General features: G+C 45.8%; 12 protein-coding genes. 8 read left to right on the top strand and 4 right to left on the bottom strand.

The features are described from left to right. Positions 1-48 precede the first annotated feature (48 nt). The 6 genes from LZG94_RS09765 to LZG94_RS09740 all read left to right on the top strand — a co-directional run bounded on the left by LZG94_RS09765 (position 49) and on the right by LZG94_RS09740 (position 11706). Positions 49-1476 carry a DUF1501 domain-containing protein gene (locus tag LZG94_RS09765; protein WP_233791720.1) on the top strand — a complete coding sequence of 476 codons (1428 nt, stop codon included), beginning with the start codon at positions 49-51 and terminating at the stop codon, positions 1474-1476. Positions 1477-1828: 352 nt separating this feature from the next. Then, positions 1829-5074, top strand: coding sequence for a TonB-dependent receptor (locus LZG94_RS09760; RefSeq protein ID WP_233791719.1), 3246 nt, complete (start codon positions 1829-1831; stop codon positions 5072-5074). Positions 5075-5110: 36 nt separating this feature from the next. Continuing rightward, complete coding sequence (locus LZG94_RS09755; RefSeq protein ID WP_233791718.1) at positions 5111-6619, top strand: RagB/SusD family nutrient uptake outer membrane protein; 1509 nt, start codon at positions 5111-5113, stop codon at positions 6617-6619. 463 nt (positions 6620-7082) lie between these two features. Beyond that, positions 7083-9779 (top strand): c-type cytochrome, encoded by a 2697-nt coding sequence (locus LZG94_RS09750; RefSeq protein ID WP_233791717.1) that lies wholly within the window; start codon positions 7083-7085, stop codon positions 9777-9779. A 136-nt stretch (positions 9780-9915) separates the two neighbouring features. Further along, entirely contained in the window at positions 9916-10812 is an 897-nt protein-coding gene (locus LZG94_RS09745; protein ID WP_233791716.1) for a hydroxypyruvate isomerase family protein, read from the top strand. 24 nt (positions 10813-10836) lie between these two features. Beyond that, the gene (locus LZG94_RS09740) at positions 10837-11706 is read left to right on the top strand and encodes a hydroxypyruvate isomerase family protein (RefSeq protein ID WP_215233197.1); all 870 of its coding nucleotides are present in this window, start codon (positions 10837-10839) and stop codon (positions 11704-11706) included. 22 nt (positions 11707-11728) lie between these two features. Here LZG94_RS09740 and LZG94_RS09735 read toward each other — a convergent pair whose 3' ends face one another. The 4 genes from LZG94_RS09735 to gyrA all read right to left on the bottom strand — a co-directional run bounded on the left by LZG94_RS09735 (position 11729) and on the right by gyrA (position 19714). After that, complete coding sequence (locus LZG94_RS09735; protein WP_233791715.1) at positions 11729-12649, bottom strand: DKNYY domain-containing protein; 921 nt, start codon at positions 12647-12649, stop codon at positions 11729-11731. 374 nt (positions 12650-13023) lie between these two features. After that, complete coding sequence (locus tag LZG94_RS09730) at positions 13024-15357, bottom strand: CotH kinase family protein (protein WP_233791714.1); 2334 nt, start codon at positions 15355-15357, stop codon at positions 13024-13026. Between the two features lie 199 nt (positions 15358-15556). Continuing rightward, positions 15557-17017: a tetratricopeptide repeat protein gene (locus tag LZG94_RS09725; protein ID WP_215233193.1), complete on the bottom strand. Its 1461-nt coding sequence runs from the start codon at positions 17015-17017 to the stop codon at positions 15557-15559. 72 nt (positions 17018-17089) lie between these two features. Continuing rightward, on the bottom strand, positions 17090-19714 hold the full coding sequence (gene gyrA / locus LZG94_RS09720; protein WP_233791713.1) for a DNA gyrase subunit A: 2625 nt from the start codon (positions 19712-19714) through the stop codon (positions 17090-17092). A 283-nt stretch (positions 19715-19997) separates the two neighbouring features. Between gyrA and LZG94_RS09715 the strand changes: the two genes are divergently transcribed. Then, on the top strand, positions 19998-21302 hold the full coding sequence (locus LZG94_RS09715; protein ID WP_233791712.1) for a gluconate:H+ symporter: 1305 nt from the start codon (positions 19998-20000) through the stop codon (positions 21300-21302). Between the two features lie 273 nt (positions 21303-21575). Further along, positions 21576-22052 (top strand): RidA family protein, encoded by a 477-nt coding sequence (locus LZG94_RS09710; protein ID WP_233791711.1) that lies wholly within the window; start codon positions 21576-21578, stop codon positions 22050-22052. Positions 22053-22061: the final 9 nt, after the last annotated feature.

Genomic DNA, 22061 nt, shown 5'->3' with positions numbered 1-22061 from the left:
AATTTCAGTTAATCTATTGCAAATCAATATTTTAAACCCATTATCAAAATGAGAAGTAAATGGAATAGGAGGGAGTTTTTGCAGCATGCCAGCGCAGCTACTATGGCAGCTCTGGCCGCGGGCGCTCCCGTTTCAAGCCTGCTTTCTTCTTGTAAGGGCAAGTCGGGATCCAATTCTTCCGCCGATACTGTTATCCTTTTGTGGATGGCAGGAGGAATGGCGCACACCGAAACATTCGATCCCAAGCTATATACGCCTTTCGAAAAAAACATGGAAGGCAATCGCGTATTGAGCACTTTCAAGTCGTTACCGACCAAGCTCGATGGCATTCATTTTTCCGACGGACTGCAATCAATCGGTAATGTATTGGACAAAGGAACTTTGATCCGTTCCTATGTGGCGGCTGATATGGGACACATCCTGCATTCGCGGCACCAGTACCATTGGCATACCTGCTACGAGCCGCCGCAAACCGTCGCCGCGCCGCATATGGGCTCCTGGATCGCGAAGGAACTGGGACCTAAAAATCCGGTTATCCCTGCATTCGTCGACATTGGTCAGCGCTTTACCGTGGGAGAAGCGGAAGAGCTGAAAGCATTTCACACAGCCGGTTTTCTTGGCAATGAGTTTGGTCCGTTCTTCATTCCGGATCCGAGCCAGGGTTTAGAAAGTGTTCGTCCGCCCGTTGGAATGGACGCAAAAAGGTTTGAGCGCCGTAACCAGCTTTACAACGAATTGATCAACAACAGCCCGGTAGGAGAGTTTGGCTCTGACTACCAGCGCGAGTCGCTGAAACGTTCGATGGAGCAAGCTTATGCATTGTTGAACTCACCGGAATCGAAAGCATTTGACCTGAGTACCGAGCCAAAAGCCAGCTATGATGTGTACAATACCGGCAAGTTTGGCCTCGGCTGTCTGCTTGCACGGAGATTAACGGAACAAGGTGCGCGGTTTATCAGCGTTACTACTGAATATGAACCGTTTAAAGGTTGGGATACCCACGAAAACGGACATACCAGATTGCAGGAAATGAAAAAACAGATCGACGGACCTATTGCCCAGCTGATCAAAGACCTGGATGAAAAAGGCTTGCTGGACCGTACAATGGTCGTTTTGGCAAGTGAATTTAGCCGGGATATGATGGTGGAAGGCAAGCCCGACGCGAAGGTATTGGAACAGGTTGCCCAGCCGGATATTCTTTCAGACCTCAAATTCTACGGTATGCACCGACATTTCACTGACGGAGGCTCGATGCTGATGTTTGGAGGTGGGATCAAGAAAGGGTTTGTTTATGGAAAAACAGCAGATGAAAGACCCTGCAAAACCATTGAGAATCCGATCAAGATCGACGGGGTTCACCAGACGATCTACCACGCGCTCGGAATTGCAGAAGATACCCAATATGAAGTAGAGAAAAGACCGTTTTACACAACACCCGATGGCAAGGGAAAAGCGGTTCTCGACCTGCTGGCATAACAATCACAATTTTTTGATGAAAGCACCTGACTCACCTGTCAGGTGCTTTTTTTATGCTTAATATCCTAAAAAGTCTTTGTAATTAAATATTCCTTAAAACCAGACAGAACAGGACAGTCGAAACTTCTATTCATTCTAGTATTGTGATAAATAACACTTTGCAAATTAAAATTTGTCTTTTTTAAGTATTCATCATTTGCGCTGACTATTCCTAACCTAACCCTGCCACATTATTCACCTAACCCGAGCGACTATGCAGAAAACCGACCATTGAATTCTCCTACCTAAAAAGACGTACTGAAAGCCCTCCCGCAATAAAACCTCGACAAAACAACATTTAAAGCTAGATTTTATGAATCAAATTCGACAATTCCCATATTGTTCCGGATTCAATTCATTCATCAAGCTCTCTTTGAGCCAGGTGCTTATAGGGGCAGCTTGTGGATTGAATGCATACGCCGGCAGTAACTACGTAGTTCCGAACGCATACACCGAGAATGGTAAGTATGCAATAGACAAGAATATCAAGGGTAAGGTGACTGATGAAACTGGTGCGAATGTGCCTGGCGTAAGTGTTCTCGTGAAGGGAACTACGACCGGGACGGTGTCAGATGCCGATGGTGCTTTTTCCATCAATGTGCCTGATCAAGGCGCTGTATTGATCTTTTCTTCGGTTGGGTTTGTATCTCAGGAAGTGCCGGTAGGCAGTAGCAACAACATTGATATTAAGCTGCTTGCGGATTCAAAGGCCCTTTCCGAAGTGGTGGTAGTGGGCTATGGTAGCCAATTGAAGAAAGAGATTACAGGCGCCGTTCAGACTGTTAAAGCCGAAGAATTGAAAGATATCCCGGTTTCGCAGGTAACACAGAAGTTGCAGGGGCGACTGGCTGGCGTACAGATCAACCAAACTACTGGTAAGCCTGGGCAGGGAATGTCCGTTCGTATACGGGGGCAGGTTTCGGTAACCGCGGGCAGCGATCCTTTATATGTAGTGGATGGATTTCCGATTACGGGGACTATTGCACAAATGAACCCGGACGAGATCGAAGATATTACAGTATTGAAAGATGCTGCCTCGACGTCACTTTACGGTTCCCGGGCGGCGAACGGCGTTGTGCTGATCACTACTAAACGAGGGAAATCCGGTCAGACGAATGTGGGATTCAATGCATTTTATGGTTTCCAAAAAGTACCACAGAAAGGCCGGATCGAGATGCTGACCGCGCAGGAATTTGCGCAATTCAAAAAGGAACTGTTTGAAGATGAGAACAGAACGGTACCTGCGCCCTTTGATAAACCGGAGCTATTCGCGAATCAAAACAACGACTGGTACGACGCGCTGCTGCGTACTGCGCCGATTCAAAGCTACAACCTGACAGTTAGCTCTAACAAGGAAAACATGCGTACATCACTTGTAGCGGGTGTTTTCAATCAGCAGGGAGTTGTGATCAACAACAACTACAAGCGCTTTTCGCTTCGGATGAATACGGAATACGATATTTCCAGCAAGGTGAAGATTGGATTCAATATCGCTCCGCAATATGTATACGACAATACGCCACGGACCGACGGCGACCGCGGAACAGGTATTCTTTTTAATGCACTGCATACCTGGCCGGTAATGCCGATTCGTGATGCGGCCGGCGAGCTGACCAAGTTCAATCGTTTCCCCGACAATACCGGAAACATTTACGCTTATCCAAACTGGGTACGCGCCGCAGACGAACTTACCAACGAGACCAAGATCACGAAGTTACTAGGCAATACTTACCTGCAATATCAGCCGATTAAAGGTCTTACGCTGAAATCGACACTGAACATTGAAATGGAACAGAATAAGTTCTTCTTCTTCAACCCGTCGACCGCAACCAGCCAGATCAACGTGCCTATTCCAACAACAGCCGCTGCGATCCGTCAGAATTACCAGAATTTTTCCTGGCTCAACGAAAACCTTGCAACTTTTAACCAGAGCTTCGGTGGAAAACACAACTTTGAGCTTCTGGGGGGCTTTTCACAGCAAAGGTTCCGTCAGGAATTTGACCGGATAACTACCAATACCTATACCGACGACAGGCTGCCGACAATTCAGGGCGCATTGAACATCGACCGTGGCGGTAGCTTTAATGTGAATGGGATTTCAGGTTCGAACACTTTCAATGGTGTGAATGAATGGTCGCTGCTTTCGTATATTTCCCGGCTGACTTACAATTTCAAAGGCAAATACCTTTTCACAGCAGCGGTTCGTGCAGATGGTTCGTCCCGTTTTGGATCTGAGAACAGATGGGGCACATTCCCTTCGGTATCAGCGGGTTGGGTATTATCCGACGAGAATTTTATGCAAACTGTTAATAAGGTTTCATTTGCCAAGGTACGCGCAAGCTATGGGGTGATCGGTAACAACAACATCGGTAACTACACCCAATATGCACTGGTGAACAATACTACCAATGCGGTTTTTGGGAATACCGTTGCAACTGGGGCGAATGTAACTTCGCTGGCAAACCCGAACCTGGGTTGGGAAACTACCAAGCAGTTTGATTTGGGACTGGATCTGGGCTTATTCAACGACCGGATCCAGTTTATCTACGATTTTTACACCAAGCGGACAACAAACCTGCTCTATGCAGTGCAGGTACCACAAGAGGCAGGATTTACCAATTTCAATGACAATATCGGCGAGATCAAATTCTGGGGTCACGAGTTTGCGATCACTTCCCGCAACCTGGACGGCAAGCTGAAATGGACAACGAATGCGAACATTTCTTTTAACCGGAACAAGGTAATGGAACTGGCTCCCGGCATCGACCGCGTATACGGAACATTCCATATTACGCAGGTAGGGCAGCCTTTTGGGCAGTTTTATGGAATGGTAAAAGAAGGTTTTTACGAAAGCGCAGAAGATCTGGCAAAATATCCTGTCATTCCCGGCCGCTCTGCAATCGGTACTATCAGAATGCGTGACGTAAATGGCAACGGTGAGATTACCTACGGCGGCGATGCAGACGACCGCACGATCATTGGTAACCCATTTCCAAAGTTCACTTATGGTATCACCAACAATTTGAGCTACAAAAACTGGGATCTGTCGATTGTCGGCTCCGGCTCGCAGGGTAACCAGCTTTGGGTTCGCCACTTGTACAGTACTGCTAATCTTGATGGTGTTTTCAATATGGTAGCTGGTGTAAAAGACCGCTTCCGTGTGAAAAACGTAACAAATGACAAAGGTGTAGGTATTGCTACTACCGTAATCTCAAAAGGAAACGGAATGTACGGCGCGACAAACAATGGAGGAAATTTCACTGGTATCGAGCGCGACTGGAACAGCTCGCATTTCGTGGCTGATGCTTCTTACTTCACGATCAAGAACGTAACATTGGGATACAATATCGGCGCTGTGAATAAATTTTTCAAGTCTGCTCGTTTGTACGCTTCTGTGCAGCAATTGTATGTATTTACCAAATATTGGGGTGGACCAAATCCGGAAACGAGCGCAAATGGAGAAGGTAATGGTGACGGTGGAAACCTGAGCCAGGGTGTCGATTTTTCCAACTATCCTGTACCACGTACCTGGACTTTGGGTGTCAACCTCAACTTCTAAGTAAGATCAGTAACAGACAATTTAATCTGAAACGAAATGAAAATAAGATATATAGCAGCTTGGTTCCTGGCTACGGCCCTGACGGGTTGCGGCGATAAATTTCTGCGCGTGATCCCGGAAACCGCATTGAGCTCCGGCATCTTCTTCACGTCGCAAAATGACTTTCAGCAGGCTGTGAATGCAGCCTATGTTCCTCTCCGTCAAATGTTTAACGAACGTGCTTGGATTCTGGAAGAAATGCATTCCGACAATACGTACTACGCACGTAATGTACTTTACGGAGCGGTGGATGCTACGGAAAACGTGGCGGATTTTGCGATACCTACTGCCGCCGGCGTCACCGCGAATGATAACGTATTGGTTCAATACAGGCTCAACTATCAGATTATCTCGCGCGCCAACCAGATATTGGTATTGATCGACGACGTGGAGTTTGATGAAGTAGCAAAGAACAATTTGAAAGGACAGGCTCTGTTCCTTCGTGCATTCGCATACTTTGATTTGATCCGTCTTTTCGGAAAAGTGCCCCTTCACCTTGAACCTGTAACAAGCAGGGAAGATGCAGCATTGAAGCTATCAACTGCGGAAGAAGTGTATGCCCAGATCGAGAAAGATGCTACCGAAGCCAGTACGCTCTTGCCGAATAAAGCAAAACAGGAACCGGGACGCGCAACTTCCGGCGCGGCAAAAACACTTTTAGCTAACCTCTATCTGACCCAGAAAAAATGGGCACAGGTGGAGCCGTTGATGAAAGATGTGATTACAAACGACGGTTACACGCTCATGCCGGACTACGCCAATGCATTTTCCACAACAACGGGAAATAAGAACAACCAGGAATCGGTATTTGAAATCCAATATATGGAAGGCTCGGCCGGATATAATGGTAACCAGATCTATCGCTTCCTGCCGTCGCCGATCACCGCCGCTGAAATTGCGCCGATCACGGGTACTGCCAATCCGCAGGGAACTTCACAGGAAAGTAATAACATTCCTACGCCCGACCTGATCGCAGCTTATGAGACTGGTGATAAAAGAAAGGAAGCTTCTATTGGTTATGTTACGCTAAGTTCAAGTCAGGTCGAAAATAAGGTTTATCCTTATATTAAGAAGTACGCGAAAACGCATGCGCTGCATAACAATACAGGTCAAAACTGGCCGGTGTACCGGTATGCTGAAGTGCTGCTTTTCATGGCAGAATCGTTGAACGAGCAGGGCAAAACGGCAGATGCAGCCACTTACCTGAACCAGGTACGGACCCGTGCCGGACTGGCAGCAACCACAGCCTCTTCACAGGCAACAATGCGGGAAGCGATATTCAAGGAAAGGCGCGTTGAGCTGGCTTTCGAAAACAAACGCTGGTTTGACCTGACCAGAACCGGTCGCGTGAAGGAGATTATCGGTGCTTATGGTGCGAAAGTAAAGGCGAATCCGGCAGCTTACTATTTCCCAAAAGGAGCAGTTCCCCCGCCGAATGCCTTCACGGTTTTAGACGATTATTATGGTCTCCCGGCAGTGGAAGCTGCTTTGACGCCGCATTTTTGATTTAGTTTTGAATGAGTGAATGAGCCGCCGTGGAACGGGGAATGAGTGAATATTTTAATGAGTGAATGAGCGAATGAGTGAATGAGTGAATTTAGAGTTGCTTATTAATTCGGTTTTCCGTGCAAAAAGTGCAGTTGCCTCGGCTTACTGCACTTTTTGTTTTGAAATCAAAATTGATCAATCAATCCTTCAAAATCTATTCGCTCACTCATTCCCCGTTCCACGGCGGATCATTCATTCATTCACTCATTCCCCGTTCCACGGCTGCTCATTCACTCATTCACTCATTCACTAACTCACTCATTGACCTCCCCGCCCGACACAACAGGATGGTCGCGTGAAACATAACATATAATATTGCGATAATCAGATTATTTGAAGTTTTATTTAGTTTTATTTTAGATATTAACATAACGAGTAATCAATTCTTAACATATTATTTATCAAACCACTGAGCTGTAAAATGTATACCAAAAAACAATGGTTGAAGCTTCCAATGACACTTGCAGTGCTGATTGCTGTGGGTGTTTTTTGTGGAGTAATGCTGAGTAACCGAACCGCGAAACACCGACCACCGGGCTCGAAAGTCGACAAACTGAAACTGCCCGAAGGTTTTAAAGCCGAGCATTTGTACAGTCCGTCGGAAGCCAAAAATGGCTCCTGGGTATCGATGGCATTTGACGACAAAGGCAGGATGATCACCTCCGATCAGTACGGGTTTCTTTACCGGCTTGAACTTCCTCCGATCGGTTCTACTGCGGCGCCGAAAGTTGAGAAGCTGATTGTAGGAAGCAAATCCGACACTGCAAAAGTCAATATGGGCGCTGCGCAAGGTTTGCTGTATGCATTCAATAGCCTTTATGTGGTTGTTAATAACCGGTCAACAGACAAAATCCCAACGAGCAGCGGTGTGTACCGTTTGCAGGATACCGACAATGACGATCAGTTTGATAAAGTGACTTTGCTGAAAGCGACAAAAGGAGAGGGGGAACACGGCCCGCACAGCATTATCCTTTCTCCGGACAAAAAATCGCTTTACGTCGTAGCCGGTAACCACACGGATCTGCCTGCAATGGATTCATACAGATTAACACCAAACTGGAAAGACGATAACCTTTTTCCTCTGATCAAAGATCCACGCGGTCACGCAAATGACCGTATGGCGCCTGGCGGATGGATTGTTGAAACAGATCCAGAAGGAAAAAAATGGGAGCTCGTTGCGGCGGGTTTCAGGAACCCGTATGATATCACATTCAATGAAGCGGGTGATTTGTTCACTTATGACTCAGATATGGAATGGGATTTCGGCCAGCCCTGGTACCGGCCGACGAGAGTTTGTCACGTGACGAGCGGCGGCGAATTTGGCTGGCGGACAGGTTCAGGAAAATGGCATCCATCTTTCCCGGACAATCTTCCTGCATTGCAGAACATCGGTCAGGGATCACCAACCAACCTGATCTATTTGAAAGACGCGCGTTTCCCAGCGAAATACAAAAACACACTGCTTGCATTCGACTGGAGTTTCGGTATCATGCATGCATTGCACCTGAAACCAAATGGCGCAACATACGCAGCTGAGCATGAGGAGTTTATTTCCGGCTCGCCACTGCCTTTGACAGATGGACAGATCGGTCCTGACGGTGCGCTTTACTTTTTGACAGGTGGACGCCGCCTCGAATCTGATCTTTATCGGGTGTACCACAAAGACCACGATAAGATCGCGGCAGGTACAAATGTTACCAAGCCGTCCATTACGCCTGAGCACAAACTTCGCACTGAACTTGAACAGTTCCACGCTAAAAAAGACCCGAAAGCAGTTGCAGCGGCCTGGCCGAACTTGAATCATGCGGATCGTTTTGTTCGCTATGCAGCACGGATCGCGGTTGAGCATCAGCCGGTAGATCAGTGGAAGTCGAAAGTTTTGACAGAAAAAGATCCACAAAAACTGATATATGGTGCATTGGCACTGGCGCGTCAGGGTGATGTGAGTGTGAAGGACGAGCTTTATAAAGCACTGATCAAAATTGACTACAACAAGTTACCGGAGACCAAACAGCAAGATCTGCTCAGAACTTTTGAAGTAGCATTCTTCCGTTTCGGACAACCGGATGCGGCAACCAAGACTGCTGTTGTGAGTTACCTGAACCCGCATTATCCTGCAAAATCTGCTACTACAAACAGATTATATAGCAAACTGCTGGTTTTCCTGGAAGTACCGAAAACTGCTGAAAGAACGCTTGCACTTTTGAAGAATGAGAAATTTGAGGACGTGGACAACATTCCTGCAACGGCATCTTCTGATCTTATCCTTAGAAATCCGCAATATGGTCTGGACATTGCCGGCCTGCTTGCCAAGCTTCCTCCCGCGCAGCAAACATTTTACGCAATGGTATTGAGCAGCGATAAAACGGACTGGACGCCGGCTTTGCGCGATGAGTATTTCAAATGGTACACCAATGCGTTTGGTTATAAAGGTGGCCGCAGCTACATTGGATTTCTCGACAAAGCCCGCCAGCGTGCATTGCAATATGTCCCGAAAGACAAATTTGAGTATTACAATGATTTGTCAGGTGCTAAGTTGCTAACAGCCAGCGGAAATGATATCGCTAACGCGTACAGTCCAAAAGGTCCGGGCCGTGGGTGGAAAGTAGAAGAAGCTGTGGCGATGGTACAAGATAGCTTGCAGAACCGTGATTTTGAGAGAGGTAAGATGATCTTTTCTGCGGTGATCTGCGACAAATGTCACACAATCCAAGGAGAGGGCGCCGATGTAGGTCCGGAATTGACGCAACTTGGAACCCGTTTCGGGGTGAAAGATATGCTTGAAGCGATTATCATTCCTGACAAAGCGGTTTCTGATCAATACGCTTCGACGATTTACACGATGAAAGACGGACAGTCGGTATTGGGTCGCCAAATGAATGAAGATGCGAACTTTTACTATATCGCGCAAAATCCATTTGATTCAAAAACGATCCGCAAGCTCTCTAAAAAGGAGGTTACTTCCAGTAAAATATCATCGGTTTCAATCATGTTGCCAGGATTAATCAACGGTTTGAACCCGAACGAACTACGCGATTTAGTTGCGTATCTGATGTCAGGTGGCAACAAAAACAACCCGATTTACACTGAAAACGGTGCGCCGAAATCTGGAAAGTAGATCTCGTTTTTTTTGAGTAGAATATAATTTATTAAGCTTAAGATAGTGGTGCTGCGTGTTGTTCTGTGAGCTGTAAAAAGCAAAACGGGCCGGTAGCATCACTACTTTTTTTGACCAAACACATAGCCAAATTGTAATGACTAAAATTTCTGGCAGAAGGAAAGTATTAAGGAACCTGGCGCTTGGAGCTGGAATCTTACCGTTTTCTTCGTCTCTTTCAAATGCATTTACAGCTTCCAAAAATGCGCTCGGACCAGCATTAAACGGAAAGATAAATCACTCCGTTTGCAAATGGTGTTACAGCAAAATCCCGTTGGAAACATTCGCAGAAGACTGTAAGAAAATAGGGATCACTTCCATTGAACTGCTCGGACCAAAGGAGTGGCCGGTAATTAAAAAGTATGGCCTTACCTGCGCGTTGCCTTGGGGAGAAGGATTGACCAGAAATATTGAAAAAGGATTTAACGATCCGGCCAACCACGACGAGCTCGTGAAAGGTTTTGAAGATGTGATTCCAAAAGTGCAAGCCGCAGGATACGACAAAATCATCTGCTTTTCAGGAAACAGGCGCGGGATGTCGGACGTAGACGGAATGCGGAATTGTGCGGTGGGTATCAAAAGATTGATCCCGATTGCTGAGAAACACAATGTGACGCTCGTCATGGAATTGCTGAACAGCAAGGTGAATCACCGGGACTATATGTGCGACCGGACAGAGTGGGGGGCTGGCCTTTGCGATATGATCGGTTCTGAAAAATTCAAGTTGCTGTATGATATTTATCACATGCAGATCCAGGAAGGTGACGTAATTGCGACAATCAAAAAATATCATAAATACATTGCGCATTACCACACCGGCGGCGTGCCCGGCAGACATGAAATCGACGAAACGCAGGAGCTGTATTACCCGATGATCATGAAAGCAATCGTCGAAACAGGATACAAAGGCTTTGTTGGTCAGGAGTTTATCCCAAGCAGAAACGATGATCTTGCTTCTCTGAAACAGGGAGTTACCATTTGTGATATCGCCTGATTTAATTCAAATATTAAAATCAATATGTCAACCAGACGTAACGCATTGAAAAATATTGCAGCCGGAACCGCCGGTGTGCTATCTATTACCGACGTTTTTGCAGCGACAGAAAAAGCACTAGGGCCGAATCTGAAAGGTAAGATCAGGCATTCAGTTTGTAAATGGTGCTACGGAAAAATCCCGCTGGACACATTTGCGCAGGAATGCAAAAAAATTGGGATTACCTCTATTGAACTGCTTGGCCCGGAAGATTGGCCGACTTTGAAAAAGTACGGACTGACCTGTGCGTTGCCAAACGGCGCTGGGATGGGAATCGAGAAAGGTTTCAACGACCTGGCATTGCACGACGAACTGGTCAAAAGTTACGAAGACCTTTTCCCTAAACTGAAAGAAGCAGGCTACTCGACAGTCATTTGTTTTTCAGGTAACCGCCGCGGCATGTCCGACTATGATGGAATGCGGAATTGTGCGATCGGATTGAGAAGGTTAATGCCTTCGGCTGAAAAGTATGGGATCACGATGATCATGGAACTGCTGAACAGCAAGGTGAATCACAAGGATTACATGTGCGATCACACAGCCTGGGGTGCGGGACTTTGCGAAATGATTGGTTCTGAACACTTTAAGTTGCTTTATGATATTTACCACATGTCGATCATGGAAGGTGATGTGATTGCAACGATCAATCGGTACCACAAATACATAGGGCATTATCACACAGGCGGGGTACCGGGAAGGAACGAAATTGACGAAGGTCAGGAATTATATTACCCCGCAATCATGAAGGCGATTGCCGACACAGGATTCAAAGGCTTTGTTGCTCAGGAGTTTATACCAAAGCGTGAGCCGATTGCAAGTTTGAAACAGTGTGTTGAGATCTGCGATATTGCCTGAGGTAGGGCAGGGTTGTAGTGGATTAATCTTCGAAAACGATCTCGTTTTCATTACAATACTTCAATCGTTTCCCGGCGCGGATCTTTCCAGGATCTGCGCCGGGAATTTTTTTGTTCCGAAAATAAACCTGGCGGTCATCACAGCTACAATGAAATTCTTCGCTGATAATTTTGAATGTTTGGGGATCTGCTTCCTGCATTTCAGTACCGCGCCAAAATACGTTGGAAGAATCCTTTGTAAAATATTTTGAAACAACTTGAAAGGATCCGGCGTCTGCATTCGTGACTTTTTCTAACCTGGCTTCTCGGATCACGAATACATGTGATTTGTCTTTTGAATATCCGTGAGCGAGCGGGACAAACGAATTTACATCTACTGAGTCAATCCGAATGTCATTTGCTATAATTCCTTTTGAATCACTGAAATATTCGATGTAGCCGTGCTGACCAAGATATTTCAAATTTACCGGATCATCGGAAACAATATAGCCGCCCCGGTAAACGTGTCTGCTGTCCCTATAAAAGCCGCCTTCAATTTTGACGAAGTTTGCAGGATCGTCGGAAAGAACGGAATGCCGGTAAAAGACCGAATTCACATCTTTGCCTAAACCATAATCCAAAACCTCAAACGTTTTTGAATCTGCGCCGTTGATCAAACGACCTGCAAAGTACACAACCTTATTATCACCAGCGTATTCGGCTGCACACTCGTTTCCGGGGAATCGCTGACCGAAGACTTTGAACTCTGTTGCGTCAGCTTCGGTAAGTTCAACAAGCGACGCATTACTGAACCCGCCGTAGAAATAAGCTTTTCCAGCGTGAACATAATAGCCGCGGGAAGTCAGGACCCCGGGCTTAAATGCGGACTTGCGATCTGAGCACGAGAATATGCCGGATAAAATTCCGAATAAGCTCACTATAAAAAGGCTTTGCGTGACTGGCATATTTGGATTTGCACTGGACATTAGGGATTGACTTTACAAACAAGTAGTCAAAGTTGTCTTTAAATGCCTGAATGTATCTTTCTATCGGGCATGATAACTAGCTGGCGGTAATTTTTAGACAATAATTTGATCAGATTGGAAAAGTTGAGATATGTTTTTAAATGCCACGAATGCACGAATTTGCACTGATATTCAGGTTAATGAGTATGTTGTTGACAACATTTCATTCGCTTAGAATTGAACAGACGCAGTCGAGCTGCACCATAGACCGAAATGGTTTAATCTAAGCCTCTACCAGAATGTCATTATTTGTTGTATAATTTATATTATGTTAAATAGAGTTTATGCGAGCCCCTCCGAGCTCGCTAGCTTCTTTACCTTACTATATTGATCAGTTTTGATACTATATCCTCCTGTCCACGGAATTGCAAGATATATTTACCCGCCGGCAGCTCCGAGATATTCACATGTCCATTGGATTTCTGGATCAACTCTCCGGATCGCAGCACTTGTCCATTTAAAGAAATGATTTTTACCGACACGCCGCCGCGCCAGCTTTCGCTCAGGTTAAACATCACTTTGTCGCTCGCAGGATTTGGATAAATATTTATCTTGTCAGCCAGGTCTCGGCGGATTACAACGATTTTGCTATATGCGAATGTTCCGTCCATATCAATTGATTTCAGTCGATAGTAAATTCTGCCGGCTGCCGATTCGGGGTCTGAGAATATATATTCGGCTTTTCCCACCGCAGCAACCTCGCCAATCGTGACAAAGTTTTTACCATCTTGTGCTGCTTCAACCACATACCTGTCAACATCAATTTCGTCGGCTACTCTCCATAGCAAAGTCACTCCTGACTTTTCAGCGATCGCATAGAAATGAATCAATGTCACCGGCAACGAACCGAAGTTGTCAGCTCCAGGGCTTCCTCCGTCCGATGCTCGCACCGCCCAATTGGCGGCACTATTGTTGTCAGATGATGGAGTTTTCAATTCAAGAGATTTACCCCCACCATCCGCAGACGTCGGCCACGGAGCTGAATCAGAATAAGTTACATCGTCGATTATATTTCCAAATGCATCTGAAAGCAACAATCGCTGTGATCTGTTAGACAAGTTTCTGGTGAATTGGCCGAAAGGTTGAAATCCATATTTCGCAGCAAATGCTGTGGGGTTACTTGCGATCACCAGGAAACCACCCGCGTCGACAGAAGTATTTGGGGGAAACTGATAGCTCAACCCCAGGCCCGCAAAATAAAGACCCGACAGATTAACCGGACTACTTCCCTGATTCTTGATCTCTATAAATTCAAGATCATTACTGCTTCCCGCCGGACCTGCCGGAGCGTTATACATAATCTCGTTTATAACTAACTGCGGAATGACCAGATTCGCGCAACCGCTGAATGAACCCAGATTATTCGTCATCCACGTACTCCTATCCTGGATGAATTGTTTCAGAAATGTGACCTGATCGTCGAAGTTCCCTATCGTATGCCAGCGTTCTACGTCCCGTCCAGCAGCAGCTATTAATTGACTTTTGACAGATTCAATTTCATTTTGTATGCTACTGACATTCAATGGCATACCAGCTTGTGTGAGCGAATTCCAACGTTTTGCCAGATAACATTGGTATTCAGGATTATAAAACATTTGTCTGAAAAACCGCGGGCCTTCGTTATTACCATTTTCAAACTGCCAGTCAGTTGTCTTGGAGCGCGGGTCAGTCTGCCCTCCTACCATCCCAAATCCATAATTGAAATCCCAGACCGGCCCTGCTCTTAGTTTCCCACCTCGGTCTTTATGGAAAAATGTACTGAATTTATAAGCATCAACGCTACTGCCTAGCTCACTGACGAGCATGTAATCCAGAAATGTGGGAACGTCAATGATCGAGGGAAATCCGTTTGTGACTGAGGAATTGTTAGCATTGGTTTCATTTTCCAAATCCCGAAAAACAGATTCAATATAGGCAGCCTGCTGGTCGGTAATCACTTCTGGCTCAGGGGTATCGTGAATAAAATCAATTGTTTCGTCATAACCATTCATGTTATTTCCATTCATGACAAACGCCACAGGATCTCCGCCTGTGGTCTTGTCAGCTTTGATTATATAGCCCCCGGTAATCTCGGGCGCAGCATTATCACTATTTTCCAAATCCACCAGATCTACCCTATTTCCATCAACCTTGATTTTTTCCTGCAACATATACACGCCGCGGTAATCTGCATTGACAAATAATTCGCAGTAGATCGTGCGCGACGCATAATGTCCAGCCGCACGAGACATGGAATATGCCAGGTAGTCGCGCATCAGGCTCGGGTCGAATATCAAACCGTTTAAGATCCAGTCGTTTTCACTTGGCAGTCCGAGCAGAGAAACATTTCTGTTATCTACGTTATTATCTTGTCGCGTCTCAAAACCGTAGGACTTTTTGGGCGAATTCTGAGAACTTGAACCGCGGATTTCAATCGCAATTCTTCCATCATAATTCAAGCTGGCCGGATTCGTGATGTCTGAATAATTATTCGTTTGCCCCGCGCCATTGAAAATAATCTTCATCCCCGCTCCTACCTTCGGGTCATCTAAAATCTCGCCATCCGAGGTAATGACCACAATCGGAAGATTCGTAGAAAGCGATTGAGAAAATGAAAGGCGGCCAAATGCCAGCAGTGAAATTGTGATAAGTAGAAATCGACAGATCATAACAGCAGCGTTTAGTGTTGGAAAATGGCGAAGACAATATGGTATCAGTCGAACGTTGAAACCAATTAAAATTAACAGATTGGTCTTTTAATTATTCAAGGTTTCAATAGTATTTATTAAATGGTAAAAAAACGAAAGCCGCAAAAAAAGAGGGCGCTGATATCAGCGCCCTCCCTTAAAATATTAAAACCTGAAAGGATTACTCCTCTACACAGGCTACGTTTTTGCTGGCAAATTGCTCCAACACTCCGTTAACAATTCCCAAGGTTTCTTTCGCCTCAGCCTCGTCTTTTGCTTGAATAGCTTTTTCGAAGTATGGTTTCGCTTTCTTGAATTTACCACAAACACGACCTTCAATTTCTTTACCTTTTGCCTGATATTCAGTCATATTCATGTTATCCACTTCGCCTTTCAGGATAACCGCTTCGTTGAAGTAGAATACTCCCAAGTTGTAAAGTGCATCGTAGTTAGCAGCGTCAATTTCCAACACTTTTTTGTAGTTGGTCATTGCTTTACTGCTTGCATCTGCTTGTTTGGCTTTCAGGTCAGCAAGTTGTTTTTCCATTCCGGCGTTGTCGCTGCTTGCTGCTGATGCTTTGGCTGCGCTAACTTCACCCTCCATTTTCGCGATCGCTTCAAGTGTTTCTTTCTTTTTCGCGTTCACATCAGCAAGCTGGCGTTTCAAATCAGCATTTTTTGGCTGTTTTTTGATCAGCCCGCTGATACGTTTTACCTCTCCGTCATATACTTCGATCTTACCTTTTTCACTTTCCAGGTTTTTAGTCATAGCAGCAGCTGATTTGTTTCCAGTGCCCATTTTGCTTGACATTTGCTTGATCGAATCGTTAGCTGTACGTTGCATGTTGTCATACAAAATAGCGAGGTTAACGAGGTTCTGCGTGTTTTTTGGGTCAGATTGTGCCAAAGCTTCCAGTTCCTGGATAGCCTTATCTTCTTTACCCGAAGCCAACAGAATGTTCACGATCTCCGCTTTCAAGTCCTTATTGTTAGGAGCTTGTTTCAAACCTGTATTCAAGGTTTCGATTGCTTTGTCGAAGTTATTTTCAGCACGGTATAGTTGAGCCAAACCATAAAATACGCTTGGATCTTTTCCACCATTTGCAGCATAAGCTTCGAAAGATTTTTTAGCTTCTTCTTTCTTATCCAACTGCTGCGCCGCGATACCACCGTACAAAGATGCCAAAGTATCTTTTTTGTTGATATCCTGAGCAAGTGTGAACATTTCCAATGCCCCGTTAAGGTTTTTAGCCTGGTATTTTTCAGCACCTTGTTTTACAAAAGCATTGAACAACTGAGTACCCTCTCCTGCTGTAAGTGCACTGGTCGCTTCTTTAGAAGATTTTCCAGGCTCTCCTTTTTTGGTTACGTCAAGCTCTACTACTTTTTTGTAAGCCTCCATAGCAGTTTTTGCTGCACTTGAGTCAACTCCGGAAGCCTGAGAAGCGATGTTTTCATAAAGTTTTGCGCGCTCCATCCAGAACGATGCTTTCGCACTAGCCTTTGGATCAGTCACATCTTTATCGCTTTTCTCTTTTTCCTTTCGAAATCCGTCTACCAGAGCCTTGCTAACAGCGTCGTCTTGCGAAAATGCTGCGAAGCTGAAAAGGCTTAGTGCAGATACAAAAATCAGTCTTTTCATAAATATTTACTTTGATTGTGATTGGTTGTTCGAATGCTAAATATAAATCAATTAATATAATTTTTACAAAAATCATGCCTCTGGTTCCTCAGGAGCCTCATTTTCGTCTTCCTCATCGTCTTCGATCACATCTTCATCCAGCTCTTCATCCTCCTCGTCAGTCAGAACTATTTCACCCGCCGCGATCGCTTCCGACAGAGGCATTACGATTACATTGCCTTCTTCGTCCAGCTCTTCCGCCTTCTCGTCAGGATCTTTGAGAATGCGCGTCACCGAAGTGATTTCGTCAGAATTGTTCAGCCTGATCAGCTTCACCCCCTGCGTATTTCTTCCAGCCAAACGAATATCCAACACGCTCATTCTGATTGCAATACCATTTCTGGTAATGATCATCAGGTCGTCCTGCTCCGTTACTTCGCGAATTGCTACCAGCTTACCTACCTTATCAGTTGCGTTCATGGTAGAAACTCCCTTTCCGCCACGGTTTGTAATGCGGTAACTATCTATATCCGAGCGCTTTCCAAAACCGTTTTCAGAAACAACCAACAGTTGCGCATCTTCGCGATTGATACAAACCATACCGATCACCTTGTTGTCAGGATCGTTCAGGTTAATACCCCGCACACCGGCTGCGGTCCTTCCCATCGGGCGAACCCCTTTTTCGTTAAAACGAACTGCACGGCCGGCACTAGACGCAATGACAATATCATTGTCTCCATTGGTCAAAGCCACGTTGAGCAGCCTATCACCTTCATTGATAGAAATCGCAATGATACCATTTGCTCTCGGACGTGAATATGCCTGCAGCAAGGTTTTCTTGATTGTGCCCTGCTGGGTACACATAATGAGATAATTATTGTTGATATAATCCTCATCCGACAAAGTCCGCACATTTATTACAGAACGGATAGAGTCGCCGTTTTCCAGACTGATCAAGTTTTGAATAGGCCGCCCTTTTGAAGTTTTGCTTCCTTCCGGCACTTCATATACTTTCATCCAGAACAGCTTACCATATTCTGTAAAGATCAGCAGATAGTTGAGCATAGTGGCCGAGAAAAGGTGCTCTGTAAAGTCAGTGTCTTTTGTCTTAACACCGCGTGAGCCAACTCCTCCCCTTGTTTGCGTACGATATTCCGACAAAGGTGTTCTTTTAATATAACCGGCATTTGAAATCGTGATGAGCATTTCGTCATCAGGGATCATATCCTCGTCACTGAATTCCTCTGCTGCAAATTCGATTTTCGTTCTGCGTTCGTCGCCGTAACGGTCTTTGATCTCACCAAGCTCTGTTTTGATAATTTCAAACTTGCGGTATTCGTTAGCAAGAATGTCGCGCAAATCTGTGATCAGAAGCATGATCTCGTCATATTCTTTAACGATCTTGTCTCTTTCCAGACCGGTCAATCTTTGCAGACGCATTTCCAGAATCGCTTTTGCCTGGATCTCGCTCAGTGCGAATTGCTCCATCAAACCGCTTTTCGCAGCTTCCGGATCGCGCGAACTGCGGATCAGGGTAATTACCGCATCCAGATTATCCAATGCGATGATCAAACCTTCCAGAATATGCGCGCGCTTTTCAGCTTCTCTTAGTTCATATTCCGTGCGGCGAGTGATAACAACAACCCGGTGATCTACGTAATGTTTGATCAGGTCTTTCAGGTTCAGCAATACCGGTCGGCCTTTTACAAGCGCCACGTTATTTACCCCGAAAGAACTTTGTAAAGGTGTGTACTTGAACAAATGGTTCAGTACGATATTAGGGATCGCATCTTTTTTCAGATCGAAGACAATGCGCATTCCGTCCCTGTCAGATTCGTCGCGGATATCAGATATTCCGTCCAGTTTCTTATCATTGATCAAACCCGCGATCCTTTCAATCATCGCAGCCTTGTTCGTCATGTAAGGAATTTCGGTAATAATGATCTGCTCGCGTCCGGTTTTCGAAACTTCAAAACTCGCCTTCGAGCGCATGATAATGCTGCCCCGGCCGGTTTCCATCGCGGAACGAACACCGCTGTAACCATATATAATACCCCCCGTCGGGAAATCAGGAGCTTTTACGTGCTCCATCAATTGCGGGATAGTGATCTCGTTGTCGTCAATATAAGCCAGAACCCCGTCGATGACCTCCGAAAGATTGTGAGGCGCCATATTCGTGGCCATACCTACCGCAATACCGGACGAACCATTTACAAGCAGGTTCGGGAATTTGGCAGGCAGAACAGAAGGTTCACTTAAAGAATCGTCGAAGTTAGGCTGGAAATCAACTGTATCTTTTCCGAGGTCATTCAGCAATTCATCTGCGATCCTTTTCAGTCGGGCTTCCGTATACCGCATCGCCGCCGGGTTATCCCCATCGACAGATCCGAAGTTACCCTGACCGTCAACCAGCGGGTAGCGCAGCGACCACGGCTGGGCCATACGTACCATTGTATTATATACCGAAGAATCACCGTGAGGGTGATATTTACCTAAAACCTCCCCTACTATACGAGCTGATTTTTTATGGGACCTATTGTAATTCACGCCCAGGTCCGACATTCCGTAGAGAACCCGCCTGTGAACCGGTTTCAAGCCATCGCGAACGTCGGGCAACGCGCGGGAGATAATGACGGACATCGAATAATCGATGTAAGCCCCACGCATTTCATCCTCAATATTAATTGGGATAATGTTTTCACCAGAAGATTCTGCCATAAAGTGTTAGAAAAGAATCGAAATTTGTTAAAATGAGAGATTGAAAATATTCAACTGCTCAGTGAATTAATGCAATAATACCCTTTGTAAAAAGTCAAATTTCGCGATTTTAAAGCATTCTAGCAACTATCTTTTATGCTATTTGGAGCGGCCCGCCCTATATCGATGATCTGCCGCCATTTAGGCCAAAAACCGCTTCAATTAAAACTAAATTGGCATCTATCATTAAAAATCTCTTTCTTCCAACTTATTACATCAAGCTTACTTTCCTACCATTTCAATTATGCCCTTATTACTTACATTCTTTGCGATCCTGGCATTGATCCTCCTGATCGCCTGGCTAAAAATCGACACCTTCATTTCCTTTCTGCTCGTCTCCATCGGACTGGGCCTGGCGAGCGGGCTGAGTGTAGCGACTGTAAGTACGGCGATTCAAAAAGGTGTCGGCGGCACACTCGGCGACCTGGTGCTGATCGTAGGTTTTGGGGCGATGCTGGGTAAAATGGTAGCCGACAGCGGCGCGGCGCAAAGGATAACCGACGCACTGATTGGTCTCTTTGGTCAAAAATACATTCAATGGGGAATGGCGCTGGCCGGTTTTGTGATCGGTATCCCGCTGTTCTATAATGCAGGTTTCGTGATCGTGATTCCATTAATCTTCATGATCAGCGCTACTGCCCGGCTTCCGCTCCTTTATGTTGGTATCCCGATGCTTTCCGCATTATCAGTTGCGCACGGTTATCTCCCGCCCCACCCGTCGCCCGCGGCTATAGCCAGTCAGCTCAATGCGGATCTGGGACAGACGTTACTGTATGGTATCCTCGTTTCCATTCCCGCCATCGCAGTAGCAGGGCCAATTTTTGGGAGTACTTTAAAAAGGTTTCAGCCCAAACCCGACGAAGATCTTTTTAATGTAAAACCAAGACCGGCCGCCGAGCTACCGGGACTCGGGATCAGCGTTATTACTGCTCTACTTCCCGTCTTTTTACTGACAGCCATGTCTGCGATCAAGCGCTATTATCCCGACAACAAGATCATCGGTCTGCTCGCTGAGCCCTATTTCGGAATGCTGATCTCCGTACTTTTTGCTGCTTATACGCTCGGCATTGCGCGCGGCATGAATATGAAAAAGATCAGCAAATCGATGGAGGAAGCCTTCAAAGGTGTGTCCGTGATTTTGCTTATCATTGCAGGTGCAGGTGTGTTCAAAGAAATCATGACTGCCAGCGGCGTAAGTACCTACATTGCCGAAAGTCTGGCAGGAATTGATATTTCTCCACTGATATTAAGCTGGTCGATTGCGGCCGTAATCCGGGTTTGTGTCGGTTCGGCAACTGTTGCGGGATTAACCACCGTTGGCATCCTTTCGCCCCTTCTGGTGAATGCGAATGTGGAACCTGAATTGATCGTACTTGCCATTGGATCAGGAAGTTTGATGTTCTCTCACCTCAACGACGGTGGCTTCTGGCTCTTCAAAGAATACTTCAACCTCAGCATTAAAGACACGCTCCTCACCTGGTCCGTAATGGAAACAATCGTGTCCGTAATGGGATTGCTGGGGGTTTTGGTGTTAAATTTGTTCCTTTAAGCCTCGGGCCGTACGTTGAAACGGACGGTAATTGATTGCGGTGGCGCGTTGCAATAGACCTATAACCGTTCTTTGAAAAGAACGGAAATTGATGGCGGCGGCGCGTTGCGATAGACCTATAACCGTTCTTTGAAAAGAACGGAAATTGATGGCGGTGGCGCGTTGCGATAGACCCGTAACCGTTCTTTGAAAAGAACGGAAATTGATTGCCTTATCTATTAAAATTCAAAATCAATACCCGTTCGTTTCAACGAACGGATAAATACAACCATAATGGAAAATACACCAGAAGCAAATTTTGCGGCCCTTGGCCTGAACCTTCCTCCCGCCCCGAAACCGGTCGGCGTTTACAAACCATTATTGATTGTCGACAAACGCTGGGTTTACGTCTCCGGCCATGGAACTGTGCAGGACGACGGATCCCTGATCATTGGTCGCATTGGCAAAGACATGGATGCAGAGCAAGGAAAGCTTGCTTCTCGTCAGGTAGGACTGGCGATTTTGTCGACATTGAAAGCCAATCTGGGCAGCCTTAACCGTGTGAAAAGAGTAGTTAAAGTGCTCGGTATGGTTAACTGCACGCCGGATTTCGAAAAACATCCCTTTATCATCAACGGAGCCAGCGAGCTTTTCGCAAAGGTATGGGGCGAAGAAAACGGAATCGGAGTAAGAAGCGCGGTTGGAATGGGCAGCTTGCCGGATAATATCCCTGTGGAGATTGAGGCGATGTTTGAGCTGGAAGAGAAGTAGTTTAATTTT

Source organism: Dyadobacter sp. CY343, assembly GCF_021390335.1.
Lineage (GTDB): Bacteria > Bacteroidota > Bacteroidia > Cytophagales > Spirosomataceae > Dyadobacter.
The sequence above is the reverse complement of the archived record's forward strand: the minus strand, read 5'-3'. Positions and strand labels throughout refer to the sequence as shown.